Annotated in this window: 13 protein-coding genes; 4 read left to right on the plus strand and 9 right to left on the minus strand. The window is 72.6% G+C overall.

Features of this window, described 5'->3' with window-relative positions:
• Positions 1-18: 18 nt before the first annotated feature.
• On the minus strand, positions 19-3,519 hold the full coding sequence (locus tag ABUL08_RS13300; protein WP_350937934.1) for a LamG domain-containing protein: 3,501 nt from the start codon (positions 3,517-3,519) through the stop codon (positions 19-21).
• Between the two features lie 822 nt (positions 3,520-4,341).
• On the opposite strand from ABUL08_RS13300, the gene ABUL08_RS13305 reads away from it, so the two are divergent.
• Complete coding sequence (locus tag ABUL08_RS13305) at positions 4,342-4,683, plus strand: PadR family transcriptional regulator (RefSeq protein WP_350937936.1); 342 nt, start codon at positions 4,342-4,344, stop codon at positions 4,681-4,683.
• Entirely contained in the window at positions 4,680-5,630 is a 951-nt protein-coding gene (locus ABUL08_RS13310) for a permease prefix domain 1-containing protein (RefSeq protein ID WP_350937938.1), read from the plus strand. The genes ABUL08_RS13305 and ABUL08_RS13310 overlap by 4 nt, the downstream gene beginning before the upstream one ends.
• Before the next feature lie 40 nt (positions 5,631-5,670).
• On the opposite strand, the gene ABUL08_RS13315 is transcribed toward ABUL08_RS13310, so the two are convergent.
• Complete coding sequence (locus ABUL08_RS13315; protein WP_350937941.1) at positions 5,671-6,351, minus strand: TetR/AcrR family transcriptional regulator C-terminal domain-containing protein; 681 nt, start codon at positions 6,349-6,351, stop codon at positions 5,671-5,673.
• An 80-nt stretch (positions 6,352-6,431) separates the two neighbouring features.
• Here ABUL08_RS13315 and ABUL08_RS13320 point away from each other — a divergent pair, with 80 nt between their 5' ends.
• Positions 6,432-7,430 carry a hypothetical protein gene (locus ABUL08_RS13320; protein WP_350937942.1) on the plus strand — a complete coding sequence of 333 codons (999 nt, stop codon included), beginning with the start codon at positions 6,432-6,434 and terminating at the stop codon, positions 7,428-7,430.
• Between the two features lie 135 nt (positions 7,431-7,565).
• On the opposite strand, the gene ABUL08_RS13325 is transcribed toward ABUL08_RS13320, so the two are convergent.
• From ABUL08_RS13325 to pgsA, 7 genes are all read right to left on the minus strand, one after another.
• Entirely contained in the window at positions 7,566-8,318 is a 753-nt protein-coding gene (locus ABUL08_RS13325) for a YebC/PmpR family DNA-binding transcriptional regulator (protein WP_350937944.1), read from the minus strand.
• A gap of 204 nt (positions 8,319-8,522) precedes the next feature.
• Positions 8,523-9,128, minus strand: a complete 606-nt coding sequence (gene pdxT, locus ABUL08_RS13330) for a pyridoxal 5'-phosphate synthase glutaminase subunit PdxT (protein ID WP_350937946.1) — start codon at positions 9,126-9,128, stop codon at positions 8,523-8,525.
• A gap of 64 nt (positions 9,129-9,192) precedes the next feature.
• Positions 9,193-10,110 carry a pyridoxal 5'-phosphate synthase lyase subunit PdxS gene (pdxS, locus tag ABUL08_RS13335; RefSeq protein WP_350937947.1) on the minus strand — a complete coding sequence of 306 codons (918 nt, stop codon included), beginning with the start codon at positions 10,108-10,110 and terminating at the stop codon, positions 9,193-9,195.
• Between the two features lie 138 nt (positions 10,111-10,248).
• On the minus strand, positions 10,249-10,752 hold the full coding sequence (locus ABUL08_RS13340) for a hypothetical protein (protein WP_350937949.1): 504 nt from the start codon (positions 10,750-10,752) through the stop codon (positions 10,249-10,251).
• 84 nt (positions 10,753-10,836) lie between these two features.
• Positions 10,837-11,997, minus strand: coding sequence for a glycosyltransferase family 4 protein (locus ABUL08_RS13345; RefSeq protein WP_350937951.1), 1,161 nt, complete (start codon positions 11,995-11,997; stop codon positions 10,837-10,839).
• A 69-nt stretch (positions 11,998-12,066) separates the two neighbouring features.
• Complete coding sequence (locus tag ABUL08_RS13350) at positions 12,067-13,005, minus strand: phosphatidylinositol mannoside acyltransferase (RefSeq protein ID WP_350937954.1); 939 nt, start codon at positions 13,003-13,005, stop codon at positions 12,067-12,069.
• Positions 13,002-13,622 carry a phosphatidylinositol phosphate synthase gene (gene pgsA, locus ABUL08_RS13355; protein ID WP_350937956.1) on the minus strand — a complete coding sequence of 207 codons (621 nt, stop codon included), beginning with the start codon at positions 13,620-13,622 and terminating at the stop codon, positions 13,002-13,004. Before pgsA ends, ABUL08_RS13350 begins: the two co-directional genes overlap by 4 nt.
• Before the next feature lie 252 nt (positions 13,623-13,874).
• Here pgsA and ABUL08_RS13360 point away from each other — a divergent pair, with 252 nt between their 5' ends.
• Positions 13,875-16,037 carry an elongation factor G-like protein EF-G2 gene (locus ABUL08_RS13360; protein ID WP_350937958.1) on the plus strand — a complete coding sequence of 721 codons (2,163 nt, stop codon included), beginning with the start codon at positions 13,875-13,877 and terminating at the stop codon, positions 16,035-16,037.
• Positions 16,038-16,087 lie beyond the last annotated feature (50 nt).

Here is a 16,087-nt window from a genome sequence, read left to right on the forward strand (position 1 = left end):
GGGGTGGTGCCGGTGAACTCAGCCCTCCGCCATCAGGCCGAGGATCCGGTCGTCGGAGAGCCGCCCCTGCCAGACCTGGATCTGGTCGACGGTCCCGCCGTTGAGGAAGAAGGAGTTCTTGGCCCGACCGACGTGCAGCACGGACGAGCCCTGCCAGCCGACGGTGTTCGCGCGTACGCCCTGGAGCGCACCGTTGACGTAGAGGCGCAGTTCCCGGCTGGCCGCGTCGTACGTGGCGGCCACGTGGGTCCAGGTGTCCAGCTGGGCCAGGTTCTGGGAGAGGACGAACTGCCACTCCGCCGTGCCGACGTCGACCGATGGCATCGTGATGCACCACTTACTGGTGTCGACGTCGTACATCAGATAGAACGCGGAGCGACTGGCTCCGTCCTGGGCCAGGATCGTCTGGTGTTCGACCTTGGTGGCCTTCACCCAGGCCGCGACGGTGAAGGACTGGTCGGTACGGAGGACCGGTCCCGCCGTGTCGGCGGAGCCCGGGTAGCCGTTCACGGTCAGTCCGGTGCTGAAGTTGTAGCCCGTCCCGTACGCCCAGTCCGCCGTGGGTGACGCGGTGAGGGCGAGCGAGCGCTGGTAGCCGGAGAGGTCCGGCTCCAGCCGGGTCGTGGAGTCACCGTCCTCCATGTCCCACCGGCCCGCCAGCACCGGCTCGACCAGCGGCTGTAGGTCGAGGTCCGGGTCGACGACCCGGTCCCAGAGCCGGACCTCACCGATCGCCCCGTTCCAGTACGCGACATCGGTGCTCTTCCACCGCTCGCGGCCGAGGGTGATCCGGCCACCCGGGTTGAAGGTCTGCGGGACGTTGGCGGAGGCGACCTCCTTGCCGTTGACGTAGAGCCGCATCCTCCCGCCGGCCGGGTCGTACGTCCCGGCGACGTGCGTCCACTGTCCCTTGACCGCCGCGGGCCCGTAGACGTTGGTGAAGGCGGAGGTGCCGAGGTCCTGCTCGACGACGGTGAAGACCCATCTGTTGTCCCCCCACTTGCGCAGCATGAAGGAGTCCGTCGCGGTGCCGGTGGCACCGGCGATCTCCATGAGTCCGTCGGCATCCGGGCGGACCCAGGCGGCGATGGAGTAGCTGCGGGTGGTGTCGACGGCGACACCGGTGGCGGTGGCGTGGTCGTCGGTGCCGTCGAACTTCACCGCCCAGTCCTTGCCCCGGCTCTTGTGGGTGCCGAGCAGCTGCCCGTCGGTCCAGGTGGGACCGTTGACGAGGGTCGCCGACGGGCCGCCGGCGACGGTGTTCACGAGGCTGCCACCGGTGCCGTCATCGATGGCCCAGTGCGCCCTGGGGCCGGCGGGACTGTCGACCAGGAACGGGTATTCGGCCTCCTCGGTGGAGTTGCCGGCCTGGTCGCGGCTGCGTACCAGGAGGACGTTCTCGCCGATCGAGGGCGGAGTCGCCCAGACCGTCACCGAGCCACCGAGCGACGGTGCCCGGACGGTGATCTCCGGTCCACCGACGAACCGGTAGACGTAGTCGTACACGTCCTTCGCGTCGTTGGCGGAGAAGGTGAACCTGCCGGAGTAGCCGGGCGAGCCCTGCACGTTCAGGTTGGTGCCCAGCGGCGGCGACGCCAGGTAGAGCCCGTCGGCCGAGGTGACCTGCGGTTTCGCCGTGGGCGGTGAGAAGTCGGAGGAGAACTCGCACCAGGTCGACGCTCCGGACACCCCACCCAGGGTGTCCTTGGTCTGCACCTGCCACCGGTAGATGTCCCCGTTGGCGGTCTTGGTGGTCAGCTGCACCTCGGCCTTCGCGCCGGGGGCCACTCCGGAGTCGGTCTTGGGCCAACCGGTCACCGTGGTCCAGACCGAGTTCACCTGCTTCTGCAGGGTGAACACGCCGGAGAGGGTGCCGCCGTTGCTGCCGTCCGGGTCGGACAGGGTCGCCTTGAGCCACGGGTAGTCCGCGCGGACCAGCGGTCGGTCCGTACCGGTGATGCACGCCTGCGCCGGCGCGGTGTAGCTGGCGTGGGTCGACAACTGCGCCGCTGAAGGCGTGTTGGGATTGGTGTTGTACTCGATCGACAGCTTCGTGGCCGCCGGGTCGAACTTCTTCCACCAGTTCGACGTCGTCTCGGACGTGCCGTCGGACTGCCGGGTCGACAGCGCGAGGGTGTAATTGCTGTCGCCCCGGTAGGCGCTGACGTCGTTCTTGAGATTCGTGCTGACGAATTCCATCGGCAGGTCGGGCTGAGGGTCATTGCTGCATCCCGCGCCACCCGACGGCTTGTGGGCGTGACCGGACCGCTCCTCCAACCACAGGGACAGGTTCGGGCCGTCCCAGGTCTGCTTCCCCGACGTGGCCAGATCCGCCGTGCGGTACAGGTTGACCGGGGTGTTGTTGCAGTCCCACGAGTGGGTCATCTCGGTGAGGAACTTCGCCGACCGGATCGTCTTGCCCGCCAGGCTCGACAGGTTGAACGCGAAGAACGACCGGAAGGTGCCGCCACCGCTCGGATCCGCCCCGACCCGGGCGACCCCGTCATCGCGGGTGGCGTTCAGCGATCCCGCGTAACCCCACCGGAGCTTGTTGATCGTCGTCCACGGGTCGATCACCACCGGGTACGTGGTCCCCGCCCCCCGCAGCAGCGCGAGATCGGGACGGATCACCAGGTCCGAGCCCTGCACGCCGGTGGAGAGTTCGGCCTTGCGCGCCAGATCCGGTGCCGCCCGGACGACGTCGCGCTTCTCCTGCACGGCGAACGCGGAGACGCCCCGGCTCCCGGCCGCCTGCTCCGGCGAGATGGTCCCCGACGAGTCCCACATCAGGGCGCTGCCCGCGGAGAGCACCGGCCGACCGGAGGCGTCCACCACCTCGAAGCCGCCACCGGAACGGGCCCGCTTCGACAACCCGGACGTCTCCAGCTTGAACCGCAACTCACCCAACGCCGGGTTCGCCGCCGCCCGAGCGGACCTCACCACCAACACCCAGGTAAAACCGTCAGTCAACGCCCGCAACCGCAGATCCACCTCCGGCAGCACCGACTCGTAGACCGCCGTGTCACCCTCCACCCGCGGCACCGGCAACACACCCGGCCACGACAGCGACACCTGACCACCACCGACCGGCAACCGCACCGCCGCACCCGAACCACCCGCCGAGAACGACACATCCGCCAACGTCGCCACCGGCGCCACGGACCCGTCGGCGCTGCGGCGCAGGGCGGTGTCGATCTGCCGCCAGGATCCGTCGTGGCCCTTCGTCCACTGCGGCGCGGCGTAGGACTCCAGCACCAGGGAGCCCTGTGGGGTGGCCATCACCCGGGACGACTCCGACCTGAGCCGGGAGACTTCCACCGACCGTCCCGACCGCCGTGCCGCGGCGACCGCCTCCGGCTCCGACAACCCGGCAGTGGGCGTGCCGGCCGAGCCGGTGGTGGTCTGTCGCGCGGCCGCGACCTGTGGGACGGAGGTGACGCCGGCCGCGACGAGGATCGTCGCCGCCAGTGCTCCGCCCAGCCCGCGCCACGGGCGGGCCGGGGTACGTGAAGGTGCCATCGGACTCCTGTCTGATGCTCGGTCAGGGGTGTGTCGTCTCCGGACGCCGGCGCCCGGGAAGTGGTTCGGTTCGTCCGGTCAGCCCGCGCGGAAGGTGTCGGCGCAGCCGGCCTCGTCCGACCCGCCGAGCGGCGGGCAGGAACGATGCGGACGGGTGAAGAGGTCACCGGGTCGCGGTGGCCGGTGAGCTGGGAACGGGGTCAGTCCCCGCCGAGCGTCACCGGCCGCCCGGGATCGGGCCGGGACCAGGTTCAGGCGGTGTGATCAGTGGCGCGGGCCGACGATCGACGTCGGCACCGTCGTACCGGGCGAGGCGTGGCCCGGCAGCACTGCTCGGGAGGACAGCCTCCGAGCGGTGGAAGAACGCGCCCATCTTCGGGCACAACTCATCAGACTACGACGTCGCACGTCGCCCTCCCCCGTGATTGAAAGTGGCATGAAAGTAGGGAAGAAACACGCTCAGTGTCAACGCATCGACCGAGAGTTGCGTTGCGTGACGAGCCGGGAGGGCACCGATCAGCCATAACGCAGTCGTTGACTACTCAACGTCACGACAGGCTTGTCTGTCCACTAGAGAGAGACACGGAACGCGTTTCGATCATGACCAAAGGTGACGAGCGGGCGCACGAGGAATTGTGCCGGCGCGGTGGAGGACGCCTGAGCGCAAACGGTTGGGACATTGCGCCGGAAACCCAAGCGTGGGGACCGGAAACCACAGCCGCATATTGATGTTTACGAATGGCGTACTCGTCCACGGCCGCCCTATCGGCCTTCGAATTCGGCCCTCGACAACACTGTGTGGCGCACAGTAACGTGTGACACATGGTCAGCGAGGAGCTTCTCCGAACCCACCTCCAGGAACTGCGCCGCGGCACCGTGGTCGTGGCCAGCCTGGTGGCCCTCCGCCGGCCCGACTACGGCTACGCGCTGCTGCAGCGCCTCACCGCGCACGGCTTCCCGGTCGACGCGAACACCCTCTATCCGCTGCTGCGCCGACTGGCGGAGCAGGGGCTGCTGACCAGCGAGTGGAACACCGAGGAGAGCCGGCCGCGCAAGTTCTACCGGACCAGTGCCGACGGCGAGCAGGTGCTGCGCCACCTCCTCGACGACCTCGCCGCCGTGCAGACCTCCGTGACCGGACTGATCGAAGGAGCGGACCGATGACCTCGCTGACCGACCGCTATCTCGCCGCGACCCTGCGCACCGTGCCGCCACAGCGGCGCGACGACATCGCCGGCGAGCTGCGCGCCTCCATCCGGGACATGGTCGACGACCGGGTCGGCACCGGGCAGGACCCGGCGACAGCCGAGCGGGCGGTGCTCACCGAGCTGGGGCCGCCCGACCTGCTCGCCGCCCGCTACACCGACCGGGTGCTGCACCTGATCGGTCCCACCTACTACCTGATCTGGTGGAACCTGCTGCGCCGGCTGCTCACCTGGATCCCGGCGACGGTGGGCGTGGTGGCCGGGACGGTCCACGCGGTGACCTCCGACGCGCCCGGAGGCGCGGTCGGCACCGGGATCAGCGCCGCCATCCAGACCGCGGCGCAGATCGGCTTCTGGACGACGCTGGTCTTCGCCGTGCTGGAGCGCACCCACACGCCGCTGGCGCTGCCCGCCTGGACCCCGGACCGGCTCGGTGAGGTGCCGGTCGAGCGGGACGCGCGGCTCCCCGAGACCTGCGCCGCGGTGGTGATGCTCGTGCTGCTCGGCGGGTTCCTGGTGGCGCAGCACTTCCGCTCCTGGGTCGTCGGGCCGGACGGACGGGACACCCCACTGCTCGACCCGGCACTGTGGAGCGCCTGGCTGCCCGCGCTGATCGGTGTGGTGCTGCTCGGTGCCGCCTTCGAGATCGTCAAGTACCGGGTCGGGCGCTGGAGCTGGCCGCTGTTCGGCGCGCGGGTCGCCCTCGACGTGGCCTTCTGGCTGCCGGTGCTGTGGCTGCTGCGCACCGACCGGCTGCTCAACCCGGCACTGATGCGGCAGGTCGAGTGGTTCCGCGACGCCGGCAACGTCGACACCCTGGTCGACATCGTCACCGCCGGGGCGGTCCTGGTGCTGATCTGGGGCATCGCCGCGGCCGGGATCAGGACGTACCTCGCCGACCGCTGATCCGCGACCGGACCGGCGCACCCGGGGGGTGCCGGGCCGCTCAGCCGAGCTGCGCCGCGATGCCGTCGAGGACGATCTCCAGGCCGGCGTCGAACGCCTCGATCGCGTCCAGCTGGCAGCCCGAGGTGAAGAGCCGCTCCAGGGTCGGGTGTCGACCGTCGCCGACCGCCCGGGCCAGGTACCGCAGCCGCTCCGGCGACGGCACGTGCGCCGCCGCGCCGACCGGCACCTGGAGCAGCTCCAGGTGCACCTGCCCGACCAGATAGCCGAGGAAGGTGTTGGCGGCGTGCATCAGCGTCGCCGGCGGCAGGCCGGGCCGGTCCAGGGCGGTGAAGAGCCATTCCGAGTACGCCAGGCCGTGCGGGCCGTCCTGGGCGCGGCTGCCGAGCAGCGGGACGTACCAGGGATGACGGCGGGCCACGGCGACCGTGGCGGCGGCCAGGGCGCGCAGCCGCGCCCGCCAGTCCCCCAGGGCCGGCTCGGGCAGCACGATCTCGCCGCAGACCGCGTCGGCCATCAGGTCGAGCAGGTCGTCCCGGGAGTCGAGGTGCCGGTAGAGCCGCATCGGGAGTACGCCCAGCCGGGTCGCCACGCCGCGCAGGGTGACCGCGTCCAGGCCTCCCGCGTCGGCGAGGGCGCACGCCGCGGCGACGATCGTCGGGCGGTCCAGCGGGGGCTGGTGGCGCCGGATCGGCTCGGGGCGTTCCCAGATGACGCTCATGGGGATACAGTGTATCTCCACCGATACGGCGTATCGATAGCGTCGGCGGGGCTTTTCCAGCAGGGGAACGGGGAGCGGGGATGCGGATCCGGGGCGTCGTCTACGACACCGGCGTCGAGGTGCTGCGGGGCCGACCCTCCCGACCCGACTTCGACCCTGAGGAGGTGCGCACCGACCTCCGGGAGATCGCCACCGGGCTGCACGCCACCGCCGTACGCCTGGTCGGTCAGGACCTCGACCGGCTCGGCCTGGCCGCCCGGGCGGCCGCCGAGGCCGGCCTCGCGGTCTGGCTCTCCCCCGCGCTCGGCGACCCCGGACCGGCCGCCGCGCTGGGCCACCTGGCGGCCTGCGCGGCCGAGGGCGAGCGGCTGCGGGCGGAGGGCGCCGACGTGGTGCTGGTGGCCGGCTGGGAGGCGACGCTGTTCCAGCGCGGCATCGTACGCGGCGCGACCGCCGCCGAGCGGATGGCCACCATGGGCAGCCCGGCCCGGCTGCTGCGCAGCACGCTGCGGCACGGGCCCTTCACCTGGGCGCTCAACCGCCACCTCCGCCGGGCCGCCCGCACCGTCCGGGAGCACTTCCGCGGCCCGGTGACCTATGCGTCGGCCGACTTCGAGGCCGTCGACTGGAGACCGTTCGACCGGGTGGGCGTCGACCACTACCGCAGCGGGGAGCCGCTGGACGAGTGGGCCCGGGCGATCAGCGAACGGCACCGGCACGGGCGCCCGGTGGTGCTGACCGAGCTGGGCTGCGCCACCTACGCCGGGGCCGCACGACGCGGCGCCACGGCGTGGACCGTGGTCGACCGGGGCGTCGACCCGCCCCGGCTGCGCGAGCCGGTGACCCGGGACGAGGCCGCCCAGGCCGGCGAGGTGGGCGCGCTGCTCGACGCGGCGGACGCCGCGGGCGTCGAGGGGGCCTTCGTCTTCACGTACGCGGCGTTCAGCTATCCGCACCACGCGGAGCCGGCGTACGACCTGGACGCCGCCGGCTACGGCCTGGTGGCGGTGCTGCCCGACGGCGGCCGACGCCGCAAGGCGGCCTTCGACGCGGTCGCGCGCCGCTACGCCGCCGGGTGACCGGAACCGATCCGTCGGGGGCCGTCCCGGCACGGGGCAGGGCGGCCCCCGACGGATCGGGACCGGGGAACGACACCGGCCCCCGTACGCCGCGTGCGCGACGTGCGGGGGCCGATGTCGTCGCCGTCGGCCGGATCAGGCGTCGACGGCCGCCATCACCTCGTCGGAGACGTCGAAGTTCGCGTAGACGTTCTGCACGTCGTCGCAGTCCTCCAGGACGTCGATCAGCTTGAAGACCTTGCGGGCGCCGTCGGCGTCCAGCGGCACGTTCATGCTGGGGATGAGGGAGGACTCGGCCGACTCGTACTCGATGCCGGCGTCCTGGAGGGCGGTGCGCACACCGATCAGGTCGGTCGGCTCGGAGACCACCTCGTACGCCTCACCGAGGTCGTTGACCTCCTCGGCACCGGCGTCGAGGACCGCCATCATCACGTCGTCCTCGCTGGTGCCCGCCTTGGGGACGATCACCACGCCCTTGCGGGAGAACATGTACGACACCGAGCCCGCGTCGGCGAGCGAGCCGCCGTTACGGGTCAGCGCGGTACGCACCTCGGTCGCCGCCCGGTTGCGGTTGTCGGTGAGGCACTCGATGAGCATGGCGACGCCGTTCGGGCCGTAACCCTCGTACATGATGGTCTGCCAGTCGGCGCCGCCGGCCTCCAGGCCGGAGCCGCGCTTGACCGCCCGGTCGATGTTGTCGTTCGGGACGGAGTTCTTCTTGGCCTTCTGGATGGCGTCGTAGAGCGTCGGGTTGCCCGCCGGGTCACCACCGCCGGTCCGGGCCGCGACCTCGACGTTCTTGATCAGCTTGGCGAACATCTTGCCGCGCTTGGCGTCGATCACGGCCTTCTTGTGCTTGGTGGTCGCCCACTTTGAGTGGCCGGACATCTCATACCTCCGTCTGTTGACCCACGCCTGCGTCGACTGCCCGCGCCAACTCCACGCCAGGACCGGCGGCCGGTCGGATGGAGGGCTGCGGCGGGCGGTGAGCCCAGCCGAACCGGGGGCAATCCTACCGAGGCGGGATGCAGCGGTGTCACACCCGTCCGCGGTGGGGTGTCGGCGCGGGCGGCGCCGAAGCGTCCCCGCGGGTCAGGACGCGGCCCGCACCAGGTCCACGAAGAGTCGGTGCAGCCGCAGGTCACCGGTGAGTTCCGGGTGGAACGAGGTGGCCAGCAGGTTGCCCTGCCGGACCGCGACGATCCGGTCGGTGGCGGGACCGTCGGTGACCCGGCCCAGCACCTCGACGCCCGGCCCCACCCGCTCGACCCAGGGCGCGCGGATGAAGACGGCGTGGAACGGCTCCCCCTCGACCCCGGTGATCTCCACCGCGGCCTCGAACGAGTCGACCTGCCGGCCGAACGCGTTGCGCCGGACGGTCATCCCGATGCCGGCGAAGCCGCGCTGGTCGGGGCGGCCGTCGAGCACCTCGTCGGCCAGCATGATCATGCCGGCGCAGGAGCCGTAGACCGGCATGCCGCCGGCGATCCGCTTGTCGATCGGCTCCCGCATCTCGAAGATGTCGGCGAGCTTGCTGATCGTGGTGGACTCGCCGCCGGGGATGACCAGGCCGTCGACGGCGTCCAGCTCGACCGGGCGGCGGACCGGGCGGGCGTCCGCGCCGGCGCCGGCCAGGGCGGCCAGGTGCTCCCGGACGTCGCCCTGCAGGGCGAGCACGCCGATGACGGGTGCCGTCACTCTTCGCTCCTTCTCCGGATGTGGTGGGCAGGGGCCGCCGGGCGGCGGCCCCCGCCCCCTGACGTCACCAGCCGCGCTCGGCCAACCGGTGGGGCTGCGGGATCTCGTCGACGTTGATGCCGACCATCGCCTCGCCCAGCCCACGGGAGACCTTGGCCAGCACGTCCGGGTCGTCGTGGAAGGTGGTGGCCTTGACGATCGCGGCGGCCCGCTGGGCCGGATTGCCGGACTTGAAGATGCCGGAGCCGACGAAGACGCCCTCGGCGCCGAGCTGCATCATCATCGCGGCGTCGGCCGGGGTGGCGATGCCACCGGCGGTGAAGAGCACCACGGGCAGCTTGCCGGTCTCGGCGACCTCCTTGACCAGCTCGTACGGCGCCTGGAGTTCCTTCGCGGCGACGAAGAGCTCGTCGGCCGGCAGCGCGGACAGCCGGGCGATCTCCTGCCGGATCCTCCGCATGTGCATCGTGGCGTTGGAGACGTCACCGGTGCCGGCCTCGCCCTTGGAGCGGATCATGGCCGCGCCCTCGGTGATCCGACGCAGCGCCTCGCCCAGGTTGGTCGCGCCGCAGACGAAGGGGACGGTGAACTTCCACTTGTCGATGTGGTTGGCGTAGTCGGCCGGGGTCAACACCTCGGACTCGTCGACGTAGTCCACCCCGAGCGACTGGAGGACCTGCGCCTCGACGAAGTGGCCGATCCGCGCCTTGGCCATCACCGGGATCGAGACGGCCTCGATGATCCCGTCGATCATGTCGGGGTCGCTCATCCGGGACACCCCGCCCTGGGCGCGGATGTCGGCGGGCACCCGCTCCAGCGCCATGACGGCCACGGCGCCGGCGTCCTCGGCGATCTTCGCCTGCTCGGGGGTGACCACGTCCATGATCACGCCGCCCTTGAGCATCTCGGCCATGCCCCGCTTGACGCGGGCGGTGCCGATCACGGGCGTGGCGTCGGAGTTCGGGGAGGTGGATTCGGGCACGGGTCATCGCTCCTTGGACGTGCGCGGGGGGTGGCTGCGAAAAATGCTACGACCTCGGCAACGCCGCTCCGACAGCCAATCAGACCCCGGGTGGCCTGCTCTGTGGCCGGGGTCACGGCAGGTCGGGAGGGTCCCCGCTCAGCCGGTGGTGACGTCGGCCGGCACGACCAGGATCGGGTCGTCGATGTCGAAGTAGCGCGGCCACTCCCGGCCGCGTCCCATCCGCAACACCCGCACCAGCGGTCGGCTGCGCGCCGACCGCGCGTCCCGGACCAGGTCGGTGTGCACCTGTCGGGCCAGGGCGAGCCGCCGACTGGCCGCGATCACCGCCTCGCAGACCGGGTCGGCCGGGTCCAGCGCCACCACCCGCAACTGCCGGGTCAGGTCGTTCTCGGCCGTCTCCCGCTCCTGCGGCCCGGCGTCCAGCGCCATCCGCGCGGCCGCGTACAGCTCGACGCCGAACCGCTGCTCGGCCAGGACCGCGGCGGCCGCCGCGCGGCGCAGCAGGTGCGCGTCGAGCGCCCGCGCCGCCGACTCCGCCCGGTCCTGCAGCCGCCGGACCCGCCCGGCCGTCCAGTTCAGGTACGCCGAGAGCAGCCCCACGACCACGACCGCGCCCACCGTCCACCACATGCCCGGCATCGTAGTGCTGCTCCGTTCCCGCCCGGTCTCCCGCGCGGCAGGTCGCCGACGCGTTCGTCACACCGGCCCCACCGGCCACCCGGCTCAGCCCAGCCCCACCCATTCCTGGTCGATGACCCGGCCGTCGGTGGCCTCGATCGCCGCCGCGTACACCTCCAGGACCCGGCGGGCGACCACGGGCCAGTCGAAATTCGCCACCACCTGGTCCCCGCAGGCGGTCAGCGCCGCCCGCTGGTCGGTGTCGTCGAGCAGCTCCGCCAGGACGGTACCCAGCGCGCCCGCGTCCCCGGTCGGGAAGAGCCGACCGGCCCGACCACCGTCGAGCACCCGGCGGAACGCGTCCAGGTCACTCGCCACCACGGTGGTGCCGGCGGCGAGCGCCTCGGTGAGGATCATCCCGAACGACTCCCCGCCGGTGTTCGGCGCCACGTACAGGTGCACGCTGCGCAGCATGCGCGCCTTGTCCGCCTCGGAGACCAGGCCGAGGAAGGTGACCCGGTCCCGCAGCGGCGCCGGGAACCGGTCGAACAGGTCGTCCCGGTCACCGGGCCCCGCCACCAGCAGCCGCAGCCCCGGCCGGTGCGGGGCGAGCGCGACGAAGGCGTCCCGCAGGATCGGGAAGCCCTTGCGCGGCTCGGTGAACCGGCCCAGGAAGCCGAGCGTGCCGCCGCTGCCCGGGCCGCACTCCCCCGGCCAGCCGGGCAACGGCTCGACCCCGGCGAACTTCGCCACGGTCACCCCGTTCGGGATCTCCACCGCCCCGCCGTCCATGTGCTCGACCTGCACCTTGCGGGCGAGCGCGCTCACCGCGATCCGGGCGGTGATCCGCTCCAGCAGGATCTGCAACAGCCCCTGCGCCGCCGACAGCACCCGGGACCGGGTCATCGCGGTGTGGAAGGTCGCCACCACCGGGCCCCGCGAGCAGAGCACGGCGAGCATCGACAGGCTGGGCGTCAGCGGCTCGTGCACGTGCAGCACGTCGAAGTCGCCCCGGGTGATCCACCGCCGCACCCGGGCCGTGGAGACCGGCCCGAACGCGATCCGGGCCACCGACCCGTTGTACGGCAGCGGCACCGCCCGCCCCGCCGACACCACGTACGGCGGGAGCGTCGACTCCTCGTCGGCGGGGGCGAGGACGCTGACCTCGTGCCCCAGTCCGAGCAGCGCCTCGGCCAGGTCCATGACGTGGTTCTGCACCCCGCCCGGGACGTCGAAGGAGTACGGGCACACGATGCCGATCCGCACGTCAGTACCCCTCGTCCGTGACCGCGGGGCTCCGCTGTGCTGCGCTCCTCGCGCTCACGACGCCCTTCCTCAGATCGTCCCGGTGGTGGCCGGCGGTGTCGCCGGGACACCGCCGTCGGTGGCCGCCCGCTGGTCCAGCCACATCCGCTGCAACATGTGCCAGTCTTCCGGATGCCGGGCGATGCCCGCCGCCAGACCGTCGGCAATCCGCTGGGTCAGCACCCGGACCCGCTGGTCCAGCGGCCCGCTGGCCGGGTCGGGCAGCTCCAGCGGCCCCTCGATGGCGGCGCGGGCGGTCTCCGGCTCGTACCAGAGGGAGGCGACGTAGAGCGGGGCGCCGGTGCGGATCGCCAGCAGGGCCGGCCCGGCCGGCATCCGGGTACGGCCACCGAAGAAGTCCACCTCGATGCCCCGGGCGGAGAGGTCCCGGTCGGCCAGCAGCGGCACCACCGCGCCCGAGCGCAGCCGGTCCACCAGCACGTCGAAGGCCGGCCGGTCACCACCGTGGGTGGGCAGGATCTCCATGCCGAGACCCTGCCGGAAGGCGAGGAACCGCTCGTAGAGGCCCTCCGGCCTGAGCCGCTCGGCGACCGTGGTGATCGGCCAGCCGGTGGCCGCCACCCAGGCGCCCGCGGCGTCCCAGTTGCCGGCGTGCGGCAGCGCCACCACCGCGCCCCGACCCGCCGCCACGTCGGCGGCGAGCAGCTCCGCCCCGTCGAGGCGGAACCCGTCGAGGATCTGCCGGCGGCTCAGCGCGGGCAGCCGGAACGCCTCCAGCCAGTAGCGGGCGTACGAGCGCAGGCCTCGCCTGACCAGCGCGTCCAGCTCGGCCTCGGGCAGCTCCGGGCCGACCACCCGACGCAGGTTGGCGCGCAGGCGGGCCGTACCCCCGCCGGGGCGCCGGGCGGCGCGGTCGGCGCCCGCCCGGAAGGCCGCGGCCACCACGGGCCGGGGCAGCGCGCGGACCAGGCGCCAACCGGCGACGTAGCCGAGCTCGGTGAGGTTCACTCCCGGCCGACCAGCTGGGCCTGCCGGTACACGTGGGCCATCCGCTGCCCGACCGTGAAGATCGAGACGGCGGCCAGCAGCCAGAGCGCGATCTCCAGGGCCAGCGGCACACCGAAGCCGGTGAGCAGACCGCCCACCCCGACGATGAGCAGCCGCTCGGTGCGCTCGGCGATGCCCACGTTGCAGGTCATGCCGAGTCCTTCGGCGCGGGCCTTGACGTAGGAGACCAGCCCGCCGGCGGCCAGGCAGATCAGCGCGGCGGCCGTCCCGGCGTGGTCACCCTGGGTGGCCAGCCAGTACGCGACCGCGCCGAAGACGGCGCTGTCGGCGATCCGGTCCATGCTCGAGTCGAGGAACGCGCCGAACCGCGTCGACCCGCCGCTCATCCGGGCCATCGTCCCGTCGAGCAGGTCGGTCAGCGCGAAGAACGTGACGATCAGCGCTCCGGCGACCAGGTGGCCGCGGGCGCCGAAGCCGAGGGCGCCGACGAGCACGCCGACGGTGCCGGTCACGGTGACCGCGTTGGGGGACACACCCGCGCGGAGCAGTCCGCGCGCGACCGGCTCCACGACGCGGGTCATCCCCGCGCGGGCCGTCACTTGGAAGATCTTCGCCATGGCGGTCCCACGATATCGGCCGGCAGTCCAGGGCGATACGGCCGGTGGTGCCGAGCCGTCCGGCAGGCTTGTGCGTGGTGGGCGACGGGTGTGAGATCGACCGTGGGAGGTGAGCCAGTTCACCGGACCACCCGTCCGCATGCCCGTCGTCCAGGAGAGCACCGGAGGATATCGCCGCGGCACCCCGCCCGGGCCCGCTTCCCCGTCGCGCGCGGCGGTTCCACCACCACCGGCTGAGGGAGGTGCGCCGCCATGGCGCAGAAAAATCAGGAGAAGGGTGTCACCGGCGGAGCGCCGGTGGTGACCGAGCCCGGCAGGGTCCGCAACGTGGTGCTCGTGGGGCACTCCGGCGCCGGCAAGACCACGCTGGTCGAGGCGCTGCTCGCGGCGAGCGGCACGATCGGCCGGGCGGGCACCGTCACCGACGGCACCACGGTCTGCGACCACGATCCGGCGGCGGTCCGCCAGCAGCGCTCGGTGAGCCTGGCCTGCGCCCCGCTGGTGCACGCCGACGTCAAGGTCAACCTCCTGGACACCCCCGGCTACGGCGACTTCGTCGGCGAGCTGCGCGCCGGCCTGCGGGCCGCCGACGCCGCGCTCTTCGTGGTCTCCGCGGTCGACGGGATGGACGCCGCCACCGCCGCCCTCTGGGAGGAGTGCGCCGCCGTCGACATGCCCCGTGCCGTCGCGGTGACCCGGCTCGACCACCCGCGCGCCGACTTCGACGAGTCGGTGGCGCTCTGCCAGCGGGTCTTCGGCGACAACGTGCTGCCGCTGCACCTGCCGATGCTCGGCGACGACGGGGAGTCGGTCGCCGGCCTGCTGGGCCTGATCACCCGGCGGGTCTTCGACTACACCGGCGGGCTGCCGGCCGAGATCCGGGAACCCGACCCGGAGCACCTGCCGGCCATCCAGGAGGCCCGCGACGAGCTGATCGAGGGGATCATCGCCGAGAGCGAGGACGAGACCCTGATGGACCGCTACCTCGGCGGCGAGGAGATCGACACCGAGGTGCTGGTCACCGACCTGGAGAAGGCGGTCGCCCGGGGGCACTTCTATCCGGTGGTGCCGGTCTGCGCGGCGACCGGCGTGGGCCTGGACGTGCTGCTGGACGGCCTGGTGTCGGCCTTCCCCTCCCCGCTGGAGCACGAGCTGCCGGAGATCACCGGGGTGGACGGCTCACCCCGCCCGCCGCTGGAGTGCGACCCGGCCGGCCCGCTGGTGGCCGAGGTGGTCAAGACCACCGTCGACCGGCACGTCGGCCGGGTCTCCCTGGTCCGGGTCTTCTCCGGCACGCTCCGTCCCGACCAGGTCGTCCACGTCTCCGGTCACGGGATGGCCGAGCGCGGGCACCCCGACCACGACGCCGACGAGCGGGTCGGGCACATCTACACGCCGCTCGGCGCGACGCTGCGCGAGGTGACCGCCTGCGTGGCCGGCGACCTGTGCGCGATCACCAAGTCGGGCAGCGCGGAGACCGGTGACACCATCTCCGCCAGGGACGAGCCGCTGCTCATCGCCCCCTGGGAGATGCCCGAGCCGCTGCTGCCGGTGGCGATCGTGGCGAAGAGCCGGGCCGACGAGGACGCGCTCGCCCGGAACCTGGGCCGGTTGGTCGCCGGGGACCCGACGTTGCGGCTGGAGCGCAACCCGGAGACCCACCAGCTGGTGCTCTGGTGCATGGGTGAGGCGCACGCCGACGTGGTGCTCGACCGGCTGCGGGCCGGCGGCGTCGAGCTGGACACCGAGCCGGTACGGGTGGCGCTGCGCGAGACCCTGACCGCCGCCGCCACGGGGCACGGCCGGCACGTCAAGCAGTCCGGCGGCCACGGCCAGTACGCCGTCTGCGACATCGAGGTCGAGCCGCTGCCGCGCGGCGCCGGCTTCGAGTTCGTCGACAAGGTCGTCGGCGGTGCGGTGCCGCACAACTACATCCCGTCGGTGGAGAAGGGCGTCCGGGCGCAGATGGAGCGCGGCCTGGTCGCCGGGTTCCCGGTGGTGGACCTGCGGGTGACCCTCGTCGACGGCAAGGCGCACAGCGTGGACTCCTCCGACGCGGCCTTCCAGACCGCCGGGGCCCTCGCGCTGCGCGACGCCGCCGAGAAGGGGCAGCCGGCCCTGCTGGAGCCGGTCGACGAGGTGACCGTCCGGGTGCCCGACCCTTCGGTCGGCGCGGTGATGGGCGACCTCTCCGGCCGGCGGGGCCGCGTGCTCGGCACCGAACCGGACCCGGACGCGGAGGGCCGCACCCTGGTCCGGGCCGAGGTGCCCGCCACCGAGCTGCTCCGCTACGCCGTCGAGCTGCGCTCGATGACCGCCGGCGCCGGCACCTTCCGCCGCGAGTTCGCCCGCTACGACCCGATGCCCACCCACCTCGCCGACCAGGCCCGCAAGGAACACCCCACCCACCCCTGACCCCCGCACCCGCACCCGCACCCGCACCACCGCACCCGCACCGCCGCCGC

This window comes from Micromonospora sp. CCTCC AA 2012012 (assembly GCF_040499845.1).
Taxonomy (GTDB): domain Bacteria; phylum Actinomycetota; class Actinomycetes; order Mycobacteriales; family Micromonosporaceae; genus Micromonospora; species Micromonospora mangrovi.